The 15,957-nt window shown below is 40.8% G+C and carries 11 protein-coding genes; 7 read left to right on the forward strand and 4 right to left on the reverse strand.

Going from position 1 to position 15,957, the window contains the following annotated elements; all coding sequences use genetic code 11:
* Positions 1–42 precede the first annotated feature (42 nt).
* A complete protein-coding gene (locus NH399_RS09265; RefSeq protein ID WP_253039342.1) occupies positions 43–1,461 on the reverse strand; it encodes a hypothetical protein in 1,419 nt (472 codons plus the stop codon).
* Between the two features lie 309 nt (positions 1,462–1,770).
* Positions 1,771–2,427, reverse strand: coding sequence for a PepSY domain-containing protein (locus tag NH399_RS09270; protein ID WP_253039344.1), 657 nt, complete (start codon positions 2,425–2,427; stop codon positions 1,771–1,773).
* Positions 2,428–2,536: 109 nt separating this feature from the next.
* On the opposite strand from NH399_RS09270, the gene yegD reads away from it, so the two are divergent.
* The 3 genes from yegD to NH399_RS09285 all read left to right on the forward strand — a co-directional run bounded on the left by yegD (position 2,537) and on the right by NH399_RS09285 (position 4,584).
* Complete coding sequence (gene yegD / locus NH399_RS09275; RefSeq protein WP_253039346.1) at positions 2,537–3,898, forward strand: molecular chaperone; 1,362 nt, start codon at positions 2,537–2,539, stop codon at positions 3,896–3,898.
* Positions 3,899–4,064: 166 nt separating this feature from the next.
* A complete protein-coding gene (locus tag NH399_RS09280; protein ID WP_253039348.1) occupies positions 4,065–4,334 on the forward strand; it encodes an RNA-binding protein in 270 nt (89 codons plus the stop codon).
* The gene (locus NH399_RS09285; protein ID WP_253039350.1) at positions 4,312–4,584 is read left to right on the forward strand and encodes a VF530 family DNA-binding protein; all 273 of its coding nucleotides are present in this window, start codon (positions 4,312–4,314) and stop codon (positions 4,582–4,584) included. Before NH399_RS09280 ends, NH399_RS09285 begins: the two co-directional genes overlap by 23 nt.
* 43 nt (positions 4,585–4,627) lie before the next feature.
* Here the strand turns inward: NH399_RS09285 and NH399_RS09290 are convergent, their stop codons facing one another.
* Complete coding sequence (locus tag NH399_RS09290) at positions 4,628–8,755, reverse strand: two-component regulator propeller domain-containing protein (protein WP_253039352.1); 4,128 nt, start codon at positions 8,753–8,755, stop codon at positions 4,628–4,630.
* Positions 8,756–9,179: 424 nt separating this feature from the next.
* On the opposite strand from NH399_RS09290, the gene NH399_RS09295 reads away from it, so the two are divergent.
* Both NH399_RS09295 and NH399_RS09300 read left to right on the forward strand, forming a co-directional pair.
* Positions 9,180–10,016 carry a mechanosensitive ion channel family protein gene (locus tag NH399_RS09295; protein WP_253039360.1) on the forward strand — a complete coding sequence of 279 codons (837 nt, stop codon included), beginning with the start codon at positions 9,180–9,182 and terminating at the stop codon, positions 10,014–10,016.
* A gap of 117 nt (positions 10,017–10,133) precedes the next feature.
* On the forward strand, positions 10,134–10,292 hold the full coding sequence (locus NH399_RS09300; protein WP_253039362.1) for a YqaE/Pmp3 family membrane protein: 159 nt from the start codon (positions 10,134–10,136) through the stop codon (positions 10,290–10,292).
* Between the two features lie 208 nt (positions 10,293–10,500).
* Here the strand turns inward: NH399_RS09300 and NH399_RS25505 are convergent, their stop codons facing one another.
* Positions 10,501–10,629, reverse strand: a complete 129-nt coding sequence (locus tag NH399_RS25505) for a hypothetical protein (protein ID WP_256489431.1) — start codon at positions 10,627–10,629, stop codon at positions 10,501–10,503.
* A gap of 283 nt (positions 10,630–10,912) precedes the next feature.
* Between NH399_RS25505 and NH399_RS09305 the strand changes: the two genes are divergently transcribed.
* Together NH399_RS09305 and NH399_RS09310 are read left to right on the forward strand one after the other, a co-directional pair.
* Positions 10,913–12,067, forward strand: coding sequence for a PPC domain-containing protein (locus NH399_RS09305; RefSeq protein ID WP_253039364.1), 1,155 nt, complete (start codon positions 10,913–10,915; stop codon positions 12,065–12,067).
* A 6-nt stretch (positions 12,068–12,073) separates the two neighbouring features.
* Positions 12,074–15,955 (forward strand): ATP-binding protein, encoded by a 3,882-nt coding sequence (locus NH399_RS09310; protein ID WP_253039366.1) that lies wholly within the window; start codon positions 12,074–12,076, stop codon positions 15,953–15,955.
* The last annotated feature ends 2 nt before the right edge of the window (positions 15,956–15,957 follow it).

Genomic DNA, 15,957 nt, shown 5'->3' on the forward strand with positions numbered 1-15,957 from the left:
CCGCTCTTAAAAGATTAAGAACGGGAACCTGTTAACAAAAAATTAGAACTTTGGTTCACCTTTATAAAAGCGAATAGAGGTTGCCTCTGGCACTATGTCCTGATCATGGCTTAAGGTATATAAATGATAGGTGTAAAGACCATTAGGCCAAAACTTAGGGACATTAAAACGAGTCTCTAACTCTTGTAATGGCATTCCCGGTTCAATTTTTCGAGTACCGGCTCCACCATGAGGAATCATTTGACCATTAGGCATTTCGATAACAGCCCAACGACGGATCTTTTGTGCCTCATCTGAACCATTAACAAACTCTCTATCAAGATACAGATAGCCACCAGTTTCAGGGATCAAAACATATTCTTGATGGCCTGCACCAGGAAAAGGAATCGTTACGCTCTGAGGATTCGGGCGTAGGTATGGCACAACGCTACAAGATCCCGAGCTGATTTTAATAGATTTAATATCAGCAGTTAGTGGACCTTGAGGAGAATGAAAGTTCAGCTGTCCCATTTCTTCAAGGCGAAGTACTTTGGGTAACTTCTCGTTTAATGAGTTAAAAAAAGTTAAGTTAATATCGACAGCACCATCAGGAAAGCCATCAGCATTTAGAATGGGGCTAATAATATTCAACTGACGATCATAAGAATGTAAATCAATTGCCGAAATATTATGCTCTCTGCTCGACTGTATCGATCGATAGGTGACTCCAAAATACTCTAGCTCTATTTTGCTCGAATAACCAAAGTCCCGATAAAAAGATGACTCATTAACGGTGTATCCCGGCGACAAAGTTAAAGAAGCATTCAAAGTTACTATGGGGTTAGGATTTTCTGGCGTTGGGTTTTGCCCTGGTGCTTCAGCCACAATATCGTAAGTTGTTTGACGCATACAACCCGCATCCAGTGACGAATAAACACCCGTGATATTGGCATTAACAGATTGACCATTTAAATTAAATGATAAATGGGATGGAGGAACGTCTGATGGTTGATTAAAGGCATCAATAGAATCCGGTAAATTGACCGAAGACAAACCCTTCACCTGAAAATCTAAATGAACAGAGTCAATATAGGTAAACTCTCCACCAATTTGACGGTAAGGATGGTTCGAAGAAAAACGAATGAAATCAATGTCGTTAGAATCAGGACGATTTTCTACAACAGCATCAATAAAAGAACCTCCCGTGTGAGGGAAGTCGCCCAGATAAGTAACGCCATCGACTTCAATCTTTAAGATGCTGTACTCGCTTGGTAAACTATAATTTTGCATAGGTTTCATTTCGGCATCTTCGGTAATGCCATGTTCAGAATCGTAAGCTAAATGAATTTTAACTTCTTTTCCGCTCAGCTCTGGTTGATTATGAATCACTCCCTGAACGACCATACTCAACTCTTTTGCTTGAATGCCAGAAGCACCAGCCAGTAAAGCCAACGCGACAGAAATCGTTACCATATTCTTCATATAAACTCCAAGATGATTAATACTGATATAAAGATAAATATCCAATGACAGGAAAGTAGCTTCTGCTACAAACCTCTAAATAAAATATAAAGCTAATGTCTGAATGTGACCGGGCTACTCATAACACAAACATTCCTAGTTCATTTTCTATCACTGCATCCCAACACAATGAATAGCCCAAATCCAAAGACAAACCTATTCTATTATTTTGCTACGTTGGCGCAAATACCTCTTTTTGCACTATTGCCAATAATGTAGAGATAAGACTCATTCTGTAGAAAAATATACCAATTAAAGAATACAATCTAATCAAGCTTTACGAGACCGCAAGGTCATAACCAAACCTAACATACCAAGGATAACAACCAACCCTAAACCAACCACACCTAAGACTCGGTCAACAAACTTAATCCCTGTCCATTGCAAGTAATGCACTTTATACATCGTGTTAATAAACTTTGTATCATCTCCTTTCTGCCGCAAGCGCATTTGATGCCAATCTATGGATATATTAATGTTGGTGTCCGTTAATACTTTTTGCTCACTGACCGTCTTTGCATTGCCGTAACGATCGGGGTTTGCAGATATGGCGTCGTTAACCATTTGGAGCAGACTGGCTTCGTCTGGCATAGACCGAGGCTCTAATGTATCAGGATCAAGTTGCTGCCACTTGCCATCCTGCTCAACTAAAAGGTGAAGCCCAAGTATGCTTCGGATCCACCTCACCTGCTGCCAATCATTTGACTCAGGAAGCTCAGGTAACTTGCCTAACGGATAGCTTTTTATATTTAACGGCTCATAAGCCGACTGATAACCTGGTTTAACGAAAAAGAAAACGCCCGTTACCGCCCAACCTAAAAAAGGCAGCAACATTAACAAGCCCAGATATCGATGGAACTTACGCACAATAGTACCTATCAAGATAGAAAGCGTTGCAGTATAAATCTCTATCAACTGAATTGACAATCTTCAGACCAATACTGCCGAATAAAAAATGCTCGTTAGTACTTTTCATTTCACCCTATTTCCAGTAGAATCGCCGCCCCTTTTTTATCAGCCCAAAGAGGAACAAAAAATGTATGCCGGTTTAGACTATGGAACTTCCAACTCTGCTATAGGAGTTTATCAAAACCAGATACCAACATTGTTACCTCTCTATCATGATGACGTTTTTATTCCATCTACACTCTATACTTATGGTAGAAGTCTGGTATCGGAATATCTGTATCATCATTTAACTGGCGAACATCAATCCGACTATAAAAAAGAGCACTCTCCTCAGCTCCATCGAGCGCAGGCTGAACGAAGAGAGTTGGGCCTAGGCTCCGACGAAGCGAGTTGTTTCTTTGGTAAAGAGGCCATCAGTAACTATGTCAATCACCCAGAAGAAGGACTCTTTATTAAGTCTCCCAAATCATTTCTGGGTTCTACGGGCCTCTCGACAACGCAGATATCTTTCTTTGAAGATCTCGTCTCTGCCATGATGCTAAACATCAAGAAAAAGGCCGAAGCGCAGCTGCAACAAAGCATTCATCAAGTAGTGATCGGACGTCCAGTTAATTTTCAGGGTGTTGATAGTGAAAAAAGCAACCAGCAAGCTCTGGCGATTCTTACTCAATCAGCAAAACGTTGCGGTTACGAGCACATAGAATTTCTCTACGAACCTCTTGCTGCTGGTATTGACTTTGAAACACACCTGCAAACAGATAAGTTGGTGTTGGTTGTTGATATTGGAGGGGGGACATCCGATTGTTCGATGGTAAAAATGGGCCCTTCCTACGTAAAGAAGTCAGATAGAAGTAACGACTTTCTGGCTCATACAGGGCAACGCATAGGCGGAAATGACTTAGACATTCACCTAGCGTATCGTGCTTTTATGCCCCTGTTTGGTCTCGGTAGTTTACAAAAGCGAGGCATAGAACAGCCTCATTCACCTTTTTGGACTGCAGTTTCTGTTAATAATGTGGGTGACCAGTCATTATTTACCAGCCAGGCATTTGTCAGAACGTTAAATGAACTCAGGCAAGATGCTCAACGACCAGACTTACTGGAACGCTTTATTCAACTGCAGGCTTCAAAACAAAACCACCGCCTGGTGAGAAGCTCAGAACAAACAAAAATTGAGCTCAGCACCCGTTCCAACATAGAAGTCGATTTGCACTATATAGAGGCCGATTTAAATCATAGTGTTTTACTAGAACAGTACGAAACGGCAATCCAAAGACCACTCACGTTGATCCAGAACCTGATCCGGGAGTCCATAAAGCAAGCAGGTAGTCAGCCGGATCTCATATACATTACTGGTGGTTCAGCAAAATCACCGACCGTAAGAAACGCTATCCAAAAAGTAGCTCCAGGTATCGAAATACTCGATGGCGACTATTATGGCAGTGTGGCCTCGGGGTTAACAAAATGGGCAAACAAACTCTGGGCCTAGTCAGCTAGAACAATCGATGGTCTTTAAGCTCAATGTATTGAGATAACGGTGTATTAAATTCAAGCATTATCCCAATAGAAAGTTAATGCGTGGGGATAAACGCGATATTTTTATCGTTCGATGCTAAAGTCTGTATAATGCCTACCTTTTCCTACTTGGATAGCTCATGAAACTACTGGTCAGAAACCTTAATCGCGAAACCACCGAAGATGAAATTCGGGCGATCTTCGAAGCACATGGTACTGTACGGTCATGCGTACTGGTTATGGACACAGAGTCAGGCCAATCAAAAGGCTTTGGCTTTGTTGATATGCCAAAACCTTATCATGCTAAAGCCGCAATCAAGATGCTTAATGGCATCGAAGTAGCAGGCCATAAAATCCGTGTCAAAAAAGCTCAGGCTAAAAAGAAAGATGACTCAAAACCATCCCAATGATCCGCTCCATGGTATTACCTTGAAAGCAATAGTAACGGAGCTTCAAGAACGTTATGGCTGGGAAGGGCTCGCTCAACGCATCAATATCAATTGTTTTAAGTCAAACCCAAGTATTAACTCTAGCTTGAAGTTTTTAAGACGCACCCCCTGGGCACGACAAAAAGTAGAAGAGCTTTATATTACTACCAAGAAGAGAACACAAACAAATCAAGCACCCGTGGATCCATGGAGCAAATCCAGAAAATCCTGACTCCACCAGGGCAGGTTTACCAACTTGACTCCCGCCCTGAAAGCTATTTCATAGTTTGAACCCGAGTATTCTTAAATTGAGACGGCGTTTCGCCGTATTTTGCTTTAAAGCAACGAGTAAAGTAAGAACTCGAACTAAAGCCAACCTGATCGGCGATGGCCGAAACCTTAATACTCCCACCCAATAAGTGCAGTGACTGCTCAAGGCGATAGTTTCTAAGATACTCGGAAAAGCCAGCGCCTAGAACTGCGCTTAGCTTTCGTTGGAGCTGACGCTCACTCATAGCGACATCTGATGCAATATCCGTCAAAGTTAACTCAGGCTCTCTGAAACGTCTGTCGATGGCAGTCTTGAACTTATTAATAAAGTCTGCCTCCTGCATTACGAAATTATCGACTACGCTATCGGTGACTGGCGTATGCTCGGTCGCGTTAAACCGCTCTCGTAAGATGTTTCTGATACCAATCAAATTGTCTATTCGGCTTATGAGTTCATCGGTATTAAACGGTTTACTGATGTAATCATCGGCCAACTCTGAAAATCCAAGCAATCGACTTTCTCTATCTGACTTAGCTGTTAACAATACAACAGGAATATGGCTGGTTACCATATTTTGTCTTAGTTGGCGAATCATGCCAAACCCATCCATCTCTGGCATCATCACATCAGAAACGATCAAGTCAGGACATTCACGAGTTGCTACTTCCAAACCTTCAACTCCGTTGCTTGCCAGTAACAAAGTAAAGCGATGCTTCAAGGCTTCACACATGTAACTCTGCATATCGAGATTGTCTTCTACGATAAGAACTACACTTTTATTTAGATTACGAGCAAAGGTGCCCGAAGCAGACTGCTCAGAAATAGCCATAGAGCTCAACTCAAGATCTTTATCCTTTGCTAGATCTTGGATAGCTCTTTCGATTAGCTCCTCTCTAAAAGCACTGGACTCCGTAGAAGAGTCGATAGAAACATTCACCATTGGCAGACGCACTTTAAAACAACTGCCCCGCCCAACCTCACTGGTCACATCAATCGTACCATTCATTTTCTCAACAAGAGCTTTGGTTAAAGCCAGGCCAATTCCAGTACCTTTCGTCTTGATTTTTGTGTTGTCCAAACGAGTAAAGCGTTCAAATATTTTCAACTTGTCTTTCTCATTGATACCAACACCAGTATCAGATACGCTCATTTCAAAACTCGTACCCGTCTTTTGAAACACGACCTCTATCGATTGCCCTTGTGGCGTATACTTAATCGCATTTGATAGCAGATTAGTCAGCACCGTTTCGAGCCCATGCTCTGGAGCGGATACCCACCACTCATGCTCAATATCACCAAGTAGGCGAAAATGAATTTTATTATTCTCAGCAATGTCAGAAAATGCCTGCAGAATAGGTTCGTAAGAAGCCTTTACTTGAGTGGGATAAAAAGTTTCCTCCTCATTCCAGCTCAACTTAGCCATACTCAGCATTTGTTCAACCATCGCAAGCAAGCTTTGAGCACTTCGTTCTATCATCGCCAAGGATTTTAGATCATCCGCATCAGTTCGCTTTTTTCGAAGTAATCCTACAGGTCCAGAAATAAGCGTGAGCGGTGTTCTGAACTCATGAGAAATATTCTCGAGGATATTTTCTTTAGTTTTCGCTAGCTCCAAAGCGAGGACTCTTTCTCTCTCTGCAACACTTTTTTGATACAGCAACCACAAAATGACACTTACAATGCTCAATAATAAAGAAACATAAATCGAGTAAGCCCAGGCAGTTCGCCAGGGTGAAGCCAGAATCTCAACTTCAATACTTCGTACAAACTCCAGATTATCGATTTTAACCTCAAAGGTATAATTACCTGCAGGTATGTTTGTATAAGTAGCGTATCGCCTATCGGCGCTGGTTGTAATCCACTGGTCATCCCACCCCTTCAAACGATACGCATAACGCTGATTTGGACGGTCAAAGTTCATACCAGAAAACTCAAAAGCAAACAAATTTTGTAGGTGGCTTAAAGTGATGCTTTGGGTTTCGTTAATAGCTCGATTTAATGCAAAGCTTCTTTTGTTGTTTGTAGCTAAAGGATCGATGAGCACTGACTTGTTAAAAAGAAGAAAGTCAGTCAGTTGAGTTTTATGGGCCACTTTATTCAAGCGCGTTAAATTCTCAGGAAAAAATCGATTAACACCGGAAGGCCCACCGAAAATCATCTCTCCCGCAGAAGTCAAAAAAGCCCCATGATTGAAGTCGTCCATGGCGCCTTCTTTAGCATCAAAAATTCGTATCTCTTGGCTTTCTGGATCGAAACGCACAATACCTGAAGACGTTGTCAACCAAATCTGCCCATTATCGTCTTCTAAAATATCAAAAATATTCAGGCTGGGTAGTCCATCTTCAACGCCAATACTGGTAACAATTAAATCACTACTCGAAAAATATTTAAGCCCCTGACCATAACTCCCAACCCAAACCCTACCATTTGAATCAGTATGAATACTAGAAACCCAAATACCTTGAAAAGCTTCGTTAATGGCATTTAATTGACTCTCGTACTGATTTTTTTCTAAATCAAATTGATGCAGACCACTGCTCGTCCCAATCCAGAGTTTGTTATCTTTCGTCGGTTTCAGTGCCCAGACGGCGTTTTTTCCATTGACGAACTTATCGTTTTCATAATACAAAAATTGCTTAAAGACTCTGTTTTCTGGATCAAAACGACTTAACCCTTGAGAAGAGCCAACCCACACACCACCGAGCTCATCTTCTGCGATAGCATTAATAAAATTACCCGCCAGACTAGAGTTGTTTCCAGCCTTTGCCTGATAAAAAGAGAAATTATCTTTCGCTTCATTATAAATGCCAAAACCGTTTCCGATAGTGCCAATAAAAAGCTCTCCCTCACGGCTTTCTAGAATAGATAAAACACCGTCTTGAAACTGTCGATTGGGATTAGTTCGGTAGTGCTGAAATGATGTCATAGACTCATCTTTTCGATACAGTCCAGACTCAATACTGCCGATCCAAAGGCGTTTTTTCTTATCTCGGAGAATACTGGTCACCGACACATTTTCTTGCGCTGACGAGAGCAACTTATATCCACCTAAGCGGCGTTGACGGATATTGAATCGATTTAGACCTTTTTCATACATCCCTACCCAGATATTGCTGTCCGAATCTCGATATAGAGTATTAATATTATGGCTTCTTAAACTGTCGACGTCTTTTGTATCATTAACATATTGCTCAATAGCACCAGTTTCTGGTTCAAATCGGAATAAACCTTTATTGGAGCTTATCCATAAAGCTCCTGAATCTCCCCCAACAATCATTCGGATCGTTGTTCCCTGAAAAGGATGCCCCGTAATAAAACGGAAAGGCTCTAACATTGTTTGAGTTTTAGCATCGTATTTGTTGAGCCCTTTGAATGTGCCTATCCATATATTGCCCACCGAATCTTCAAAGAAACTCTGAATTTGATTACGTATAATGCGCCGACCCACAGGCATCTTGTTTCGATAAGCATGCATAATATTGTTACGAACGTCATAACGGTAAGCTCCATCGTTCCAGGTACCAATCCATAGTTCATCATTCGAGCTATATTCTAATACTCGAATGTTGGCTCCTTTTAATGAAACACCATTTTTTCCGCCGGTTAACTTCTCAAAGAAATCTTTATCTTTAAGCTTTTTATTCAACCCATTTTTAGTCGATACCCATAAGTTTCCTTCTGAGTCTTCTGCAATGTCAGTAACATTATTACTGCTGAGACTATCTGGGGATGCTTTGTCATGAACAAAGTGAGTAAAGGTTTCCGTAACAGGATCAAATCGATTAAGACCTCCACCCCAGGTACCAATCCACAAGATCCCTTCGCTGTCTTCAAAAATGGCAGAAACAAAATTATTGGATAATGAATTCTTGTCTATCGAGGAGTGGAAGTAATGCTTAAACCGATAGCCATCATATCGATTGAGCCCTTCTTGTGTACCAATCCACAAGAAACCATGACGGTCTTGAATAATGGAGTTCTCATTAATGCTGTTGTTTGTTAAACCATCTTTTTTCGAATAGTGTTGAAATTTTAACGATGGCTTTAAAGTTGTAGAAAATTCTTTTTTAGCGAAAATAAAGGAACAAAAAAATAGAAAAAAAGAGAGAGCGACAAAGGTTAAGCGATTCATCCCAATATCCATATAGATAGTGAGGCCGGATCATACCTCGAAGCTTTAGATGACTCAAGAATGGGAAGCTATCAATTTTTCGACCATCAATAAAACCTCTCTAATAATCATCTTTTCGAAGTACCAAAACTGAATCGTCGAGAAGGTTTCACCACCTTTCATTGCTTAATCAATAGGCCCACGCATCTGGAGCCTATTGGCTCAAGCCCTTTTACAAAATGGTACTCTATAAGCAATGTAGACTCCCCCTCTCAAGGAAACATCTAACCTATTGATAGTAAAGAAGGTTTCTTTAGATCTAGGCAATCCCATAAGTATGGTCGCTAAGGATAACTTGTTTTACTCAAATAAAGGACATAGACTCGAAATATTAGACACGCTTACTATCAACAGAGTTAATCGCCAAGACTATCGGGATATGTCAATGGAACAAGAAATACAAAAAGAACTCGAACAGCTCCAGGTCATCTACGACACGATTGTTAATTTTTTTATTAATTACAGCTTTCAATTAATCGGGGCGGTTATTGTCCTGTTGATTGGTTTAATGCTAGCCAGTCGATTTGCAAAATTTGTACAACGAGTATGCGAAAGCAAAGGCATTGATGTCACCCTTTCTCGCTTTATTGGCAATGTATCCAAAATTGTTATTATCGCCATGGTTGCAGTGATTTGCTTAAATAAGGTTGGAATTAGCATTACTCCCATTGTAGCCGCAATAGGTGCCATTTCGCTTGGTGCAGGATTGGCCGTACAAGGCCTGCTATCTAATTACAGTGCAGGCTTAAATATCATCATCACTCGTCCTTTTGTCGTCGGTGATACCATCAGTGTGCAAGGTGTCAGCGGTCAGGTTAGAGACATTCTTTTAGCTTATACTCTCATAGTCACCGAAGACGACGTAGAAATCACGATTCCGAACAAGCATATAGTGGGTGAGATCATACATAACTCTCACGAAGTCTCCTTGTTGGAACTCAGCATTGGGGTGGCTTACTCAAGTGATCTGGATAAGGTGACTGAAATCTTGCAAAATGCTGTTAACAATCATCAAGATGTAAGTACTGACAAAGCACCGTTGGTAGGTATTTCTGGCTTTGGTGACAGCAGTGTTGATTTCGAAGTAAGAGTCTGGGTAGACTCTAAAAAGCTGAACGCCTCTCGCTTTTCAGTCAACAAAGCGATATGGGACGTACTCAAGTCGAACAGTATTGATATACCATTCCCGCAACGAGAAGTTAAATTATTGAAAGATGATTAGTTTTTTAGTCGCTTTCTCTGAATCATAAAGCAGTCTATATTTAGGGCTGCTTAAAAACGGCGTTAGACTTATCGCCATCATAATAAAAAAGTGCACTTGCACAAAGAGGGTATCATAATGAACAAACTGGTATTAATTATATTAGCTATTTTTCTACCTCCTATTGCCGTTTTTCTTAAAAGTGGCTTAGGCAAAGATTTAATCATAAATATTGTTCTATGTATCCTAATGTTCTTACCAGGAATGATTCACGCTATCTGGTTGGTGACCAAGTAACTTTCGTTGGATTAAAAAGCTCTGTTAATAACAGAGCTTTTTTTTGGCAACAAGCGCGCTCACTGCCAATATACTTCTCTCCCCTCTATCAGAAAAAACCTCCCTATCAGAACAACTACCCTACTGAATCACCTCCATAGAAATTGGGGCGTAGGAAATATCGTATTCCCAGAAAATATCAAGCTTACGAGAATCCGAAAAGACCTTATCAGTAGTGGTCCATAGCATCATCCAAAGCGAGCTCACAAGCCGCAGATTCGCTCACCGCTTCTACCTCACACTCATGTTCAAATTCGATTTTTAATTTAACCTTATATATTTTGCGTTTTAAGCTCATTGAACCCTCCAAAGTTTAATTTATTATGCATCAACCCTACTATTTAAAAGCTTTTTCACACTCAATCCCAGCTCTGTCTATAAAGGTTAATATGACAAGGTCGAACCAGTCCCTGACTACAAAGGCTGTGATGGAGAGCCAGATCCACAACACACAATAACAATCCGAGATACTCATACTACCCATTTTTTTATATCTCTGATTGTAACTGGTGAAGCCAATTAGCTAGAATGAAGCTCCTAATAATAAGAAAGCTTCATCCAATATTAAATAGGGGTCGATTATGTGGCGTTTACTCATTGTCTTGATAGCGTTCTCATGTGCTATTGCTAAAGCGGATGAACAAGTTGAATTACTCTATACCTTCGCTGGTAACGATGGCGACAGTGACACTTTTCTTATTGATCTGCCAGAACAGGTATTACAATTAACCGTTGAGTCCTCTGGTTACCGAGGTGATGTTGATATCTTCTTATATCGCCCCGGAGAAGAAGACTATTTAGATTTTTCTTTCTGCCAGAACCGCAGGCAAAACTCTAACGAGAAATGTCAATTAACCATGCCGAGTAAAGGTCAATACCGCCTCATAGCGAAGGCCTTTCAACCGGGTTCCCAGGCAAATTTACGTGTTACTTACCAAATACATAAACCACCAAAATCTAAAAACCCTTTTGTTATACAAGGACTTCTTAAGTTTGATGAAGCCCAAGTAGTTGAGGTCAATGGCTCTTTAGTTCTAAAGACTCTTACTCTTCCAAGAAAACGCCTCTCCTTCTTAGTTGAACAAAATGAAGAAGACCTGCTTTTAAAAGTCTACGCACAAAATAATGCAAAAGGGCAATTTCCAGTTTGCGAAACCATAGTGCAGAAGAATCAGCCAGGTCGATGTGACTTGGAGGAAGTAAAAGGCACTTATTTTGTAGAGCTTATTGCACAAACTAAGAAACTCGTTCAGACCCAGATAAGTGTTACGGCAGAAGTTGATACCGATGTGATTGATGCCATTTGGCGTGACCGAGAAGTCAAAGCTCTAAAATGGCAAACACCCAAAGTCTTCACTCCTGATAGCCGAGGCAAGACCTACTTCTATGAGGCAAAAGCCCACACTGTAAATCCATTTACTTCGGGCTCACTGGATGAAAGTGGCACAACCATGAATGGCTTTGTTCTGGGCTCATGGCAAACCGAAATACATTTAGGTCGTAATAATCTTGCTAATCTGGCTGATACAAATTGTTGGAACTTCTCTAGTGTCAATCACGCTTCATGCAACTACCATCCAGACTATGTATCTGACGTAGAACAATTTCGCATAAAAGTGCGCTTTCCAGGTATTACCGGAAATGTTGAGCTTATATATCAAACAACGTTTTCAATAAACAGCCCAACGCCCTCTCCAACCTGTCCAGAAGAGACGGGCTGCTATGAAGGAATTTAATCATTGATGAAAGTTGCTTTGCTTCTACTTTTTTGTGTTGTCACCAGCACAGGCAACACAATTGAGCTAGAAAAGCAGCTTTCAGAAGGGCTTACTGAAAGAGAAAAAATAGTTAGCTATTATCAAGATTCAAAAGGAAAGCTTTGGGCAGCAACAGAAAATGACATCTTAACCTTTAACGGAAAAATATGGCAGCGACTTCCAGGTTATGATGATGAGTCACGAATAAAAAAAACGTTTGCAACGGACTTAATTGAGTGGGATGAGTCGATATGGATATCCACTCGGGAGCGCCTCATTCGATACGACAGAGATTCATTAGACTTCTTTCAATTCGAACATAATCGAAAGAACGATAAATCCCTTATTCGCGGGGAGATCTGGTCGCTCTTTGTGGACAATAAAAATCAATTATGGCTAGGTAGCTACTATGGAATCAGCCACTACTCTCAACAAGACAACCAGTTTCTGAATTACTATTTTCCGGATGAGCTAATAAAACAATATGATAATAATTTAAATACGGCACTATGCTTCCTGGATACTGACTCCTATTTATATATTGTGACAGTATCCGGTCAACTCATCCTATTTGACAAAGAAAAGAATACCTTTTCCTCAGCTTCGAGCCGTACTTTAGGACAAGTTTTTCAGTGCGAAACTCAAGGGCAATCTTTATGGATCGCTAGCGAGTATGGCTTGTGGAAATTTAATGGGCTATCTAATCAACTCACCCAAGTTATCAACCCAGGTAAGGCCGTACTGTCACTACTGCTCGTTGACAAAGAAATTCTATTATCGACACACTCTAATTTGCTGTCTTACTCAATCTCTAGCAAAGAGATGAACATAGTAAGTAACCTCGATGCGAAAAGCTTCTTTCTGGATAGAGAGAAAAACATTTGGGCAACAAGCAAATCAGGAGGAATACTTAAACACTCACCAAGTGTTAATAAGTTTGAATTGGAGGCTATTGACTCTGATAAAAAGACTTTAATCTCCCATATCATTAAATTGCGTGAAGAAACCTGGATTGCTACCAATAAGGGCATCAAGGTAGTTAACAAAGAAGCATCTTGGTTAGAAAAAGATAAAAGCTTTTCACTTATTTATAAAGGTATCGACTCAGTGATTGCGGTGAGCAAGCAATCAGTTCTTTGGTTCGACACCATAACAAAAGACGTGGTTAGACAAGTAAAAGTCGATGAACTCAAGAACAAAGGACTAAAAGTCACCTCGCTAGTGGAAGATAAGACAGGCCGAGTATGGATGGCTTTGTCCAGTTTTGATTACAGCCAACTGTTAAGAATCGGTCATAATGAAAAACATTTTTCGGAGTATGACTCTAACGATCCAATGTATGTTAAACCCTTTGACTGGCTGCATGTATCTATTAGTCCTGAACGAGATCGTTTATATGTCGATACCAACGCTAATTTCCCTAGAATCTATGATATAGATAGTAATCAGTTTATTAGGTTAAAACTTGCCGATGGCTTGACATTAAACACAAGAAAAATACAGTCTACACTAACAAGACAATGGACTTATCACGACGATTATCGAGTCACTTACTTCTCTTGGACAGGCAATGGTATCCCTAAAATTTCCACCATCGACTTACCAAGGCCAGGAGTTGAGTGTCTTGCCAGCTTAGACCTGGAAAACTTTTGGCTTGTTGACAGACAAGGGGATCTCTGGCACTGGACCAAGTCGACCGATAAACTTAAGCGCTTTAGCCAACACGATGGCATTCCACCATCAGGACTCGATGGTAAGTATTGCAGGCTTGATTCTCAACAACAGCAACTGGCTCTCAGCTCCAGCAACTTTATAAGTACACTCAATCTAAGTGATCTAAAAGAAAATACCATCCAGCCTAAAGTAGATTTTGAAACTGTCTATGTTAATCGCCAACCTATAAAGATATCAGCAGGTCATAACATTTATGCCAATGAAGGCGACGATATAGAAATAAACGGCAGCAACAGTAGCTATGCTGCGACAGAGAAAAATCAATGGTTATGGATACTTTCTTCTGATGGTGTTGCTCATTTCACATCAACAGAATCACAAATAAATTTAGTGAATGTGCGAGAGGGTCAGTATAAGTTATCTTTACGCGCATCAAATAATGATGATATGTGGAGTACAGACAGTCAACTGTCTATTGTTGTAGCGCCACCTTTTTGGCGAAGCGCGTCAGCTTACGCTCTCTACTCAGTTCTGCTGTTATTTTTGCTGACCTCCTACTATTTCTGGACGAACTATCAACGCAAGAAATTAAGCCGACTAGTCAAACTAAAAACCCAAGAAATCTCAGAGCTTTTAGCTCAAAAAGAACGATTATTTACAGGTATTTCACACGAATTTCGCACGCCTCTCACCTTAATCCAGGCCGGTGTCGAAAACCTACAAGCCATACTTGTTCCAGATGTGACTGACATTGCCAACAAGCTAAAGCACAATGCTCAACATCTGTTACGCCTCGTTGAAGAGTTGCTTGATTTCTCCCTCGTCAAACAAGCTCCCACTGAAGAATCAACGATTGACGTATCCGAGGTGACTGACTCCATCGCTCTTGCTTTCACAGAGCTGGCCGACTCAGCCAATATTCAGTTGCATACTCACTTAGAGCCCAATCTCTCGATTGCTATTTCTTACAATGCTTACGAAAAGATTCTGTCGAACTTGATTCATAATGGCATCAAATATAATAAACAGAATGGCGAGTTAGCTATTTACGTAAGTAAAACCTCTCAGGGTTATGTTGGAATACGAATCACTGACTCGGGTATTGGCATTCCGGAAGAGGATCTATCAAGAATATTTGAACCACTTTATCGAGTACAGGAAAAGTCAAAAAATCAAATTCAGGGAACCGGTATTGGGCTCGCACTGGTAAAAGAACTGGTTGAGAAATATCACGGTACCATAGAGGTAAAAAGTACACCGAAACAGGGTACTTCCTTTTGTCTTCAATTCCCTCTCGCAAAACAGCTATATCCTTCGTCGCATAATAGTAACGAAGAAACGCTGAAAAAACTCAACGACAAGGTGTCGATGTCCCTGGAGGATGTGGATGATAATCAGCTCATCGATATTGATATCGATTCAAATAGCAAAAACGTCGCCCTGATCGTTGAAGACAACCCAGAACTAAGGGCTTTTATCATTGAGTCTGTGCAGGAGCATTTTTTCGTACTCTCAGCAGCTAATGGTGTCCAGGCGCTTGAAGTAGCCAGCGAACAAATCCCAGATATTATCGTTTCAGATATTATGATGCCTTCTATGGATGGCTTTGAGCTGCTACAGCGTATTCGAAGTAATGAGATAACATCACATATTCCTGTGATTCTCTTAACAGCAAAAACCGATGCTCAAAGCCGCTTAAAAGGATGGAGTGAGACAGCCGACGACTTCATGACAAAGCCCTTCAGTTCGCAGGAACTTCTTTTGAGAATGCGATCATTGCTGTCCCTAAGAGAGATGTTGAAGCTGCGATATCAACAAACAGAGCCCAAACGAGCCACCGAAAAAGCAACGGATATCCCCTCTTCTTTAGATCCCTTTCTAGAGAAAGTGAATCATATACTGACTCAAAATTACACAGAGCAATCCTTTAAGGTACCCCAATTAGCCAGTGAGTGTGGTTTAAGTGAACGCCAAATTCAGCGAAAGATCAAAGCAATAACCGGACAATCTGTGTCAGATTTTATGCGCACGTTTCGCCTGGCCAAAGCCCACGAATTACTCAGCAACGGCACGACCGTTAAAGAGGCAGCCTTGAGCACAGGCTTCTCTTCAATGCCTTATTTTAGTAAATGCTTTAAGTCTCTTTATAACATTTCTCCCAGCGAAGTTAGACAATCCTCAACTCCTCAATAAGC

The sequence above is a fragment of the Pleionea sp. CnH1-48 genome, assembly GCF_024124665.1.
Taxonomy (GTDB): Bacteria; Pseudomonadota; Gammaproteobacteria; order Enterobacterales; family Kangiellaceae; genus JAMXSB01.

Bases quoted from the DNA above. Each gene is read 5' to 3' on its own strand.
- NH399_RS09265 (WP_253039342.1), bottom strand. From the start codon at position 1,461: ATGAAGAATATGGTAACGATTTCTGTCGCGTTGGCTTTACTGGCTGGT.
- yegD (WP_253039346.1), top strand. From the start codon at position 2,537: ATGTATGCCGGTTTAGACTATGGAACTTCCAACTCTGCTATAGGAGTT.
- NH399_RS09280 (WP_253039348.1), top strand. From the start codon at position 4,065: ATGAAACTACTGGTCAGAAACCTTAATCGCGAAACCACCGAAGATGAA.
- NH399_RS09285 (WP_253039350.1), top strand. From the start codon at position 4,312: ATGACTCAAAACCATCCCAATGATCCGCTCCATGGTATTACCTTGAAA.
- NH399_RS09290 (WP_253039352.1), bottom strand. From the start codon at position 8,755: ATGAATCGCTTAACCTTTGTCGCTCTCTCTTTTTTTCTATTTTTTTGT.
- NH399_RS09295 (WP_253039360.1), top strand. From the start codon at position 9,180: ATGGAACAAGAAATACAAAAAGAACTCGAACAGCTCCAGGTCATCTAC.
- NH399_RS09300 (WP_253039362.1), top strand. From the start codon at position 10,134: ATGAACAAACTGGTATTAATTATATTAGCTATTTTTCTACCTCCTATT.
- NH399_RS25505 (WP_256489431.1), bottom strand. From the start codon at position 10,629: ATGAGCTTAAAACGCAAAATATATAAGGTTAAATTAAAAATCGAATTT.
- NH399_RS09305 (WP_253039364.1), top strand. From the start codon at position 10,913: ATGTGGCGTTTACTCATTGTCTTGATAGCGTTCTCATGTGCTATTGCT.
- NH399_RS09310 (WP_253039366.1), top strand. From the start codon at position 12,074: ATGAAAGTTGCTTTGCTTCTACTTTTTTGTGTTGTCACCAGCACAGGC.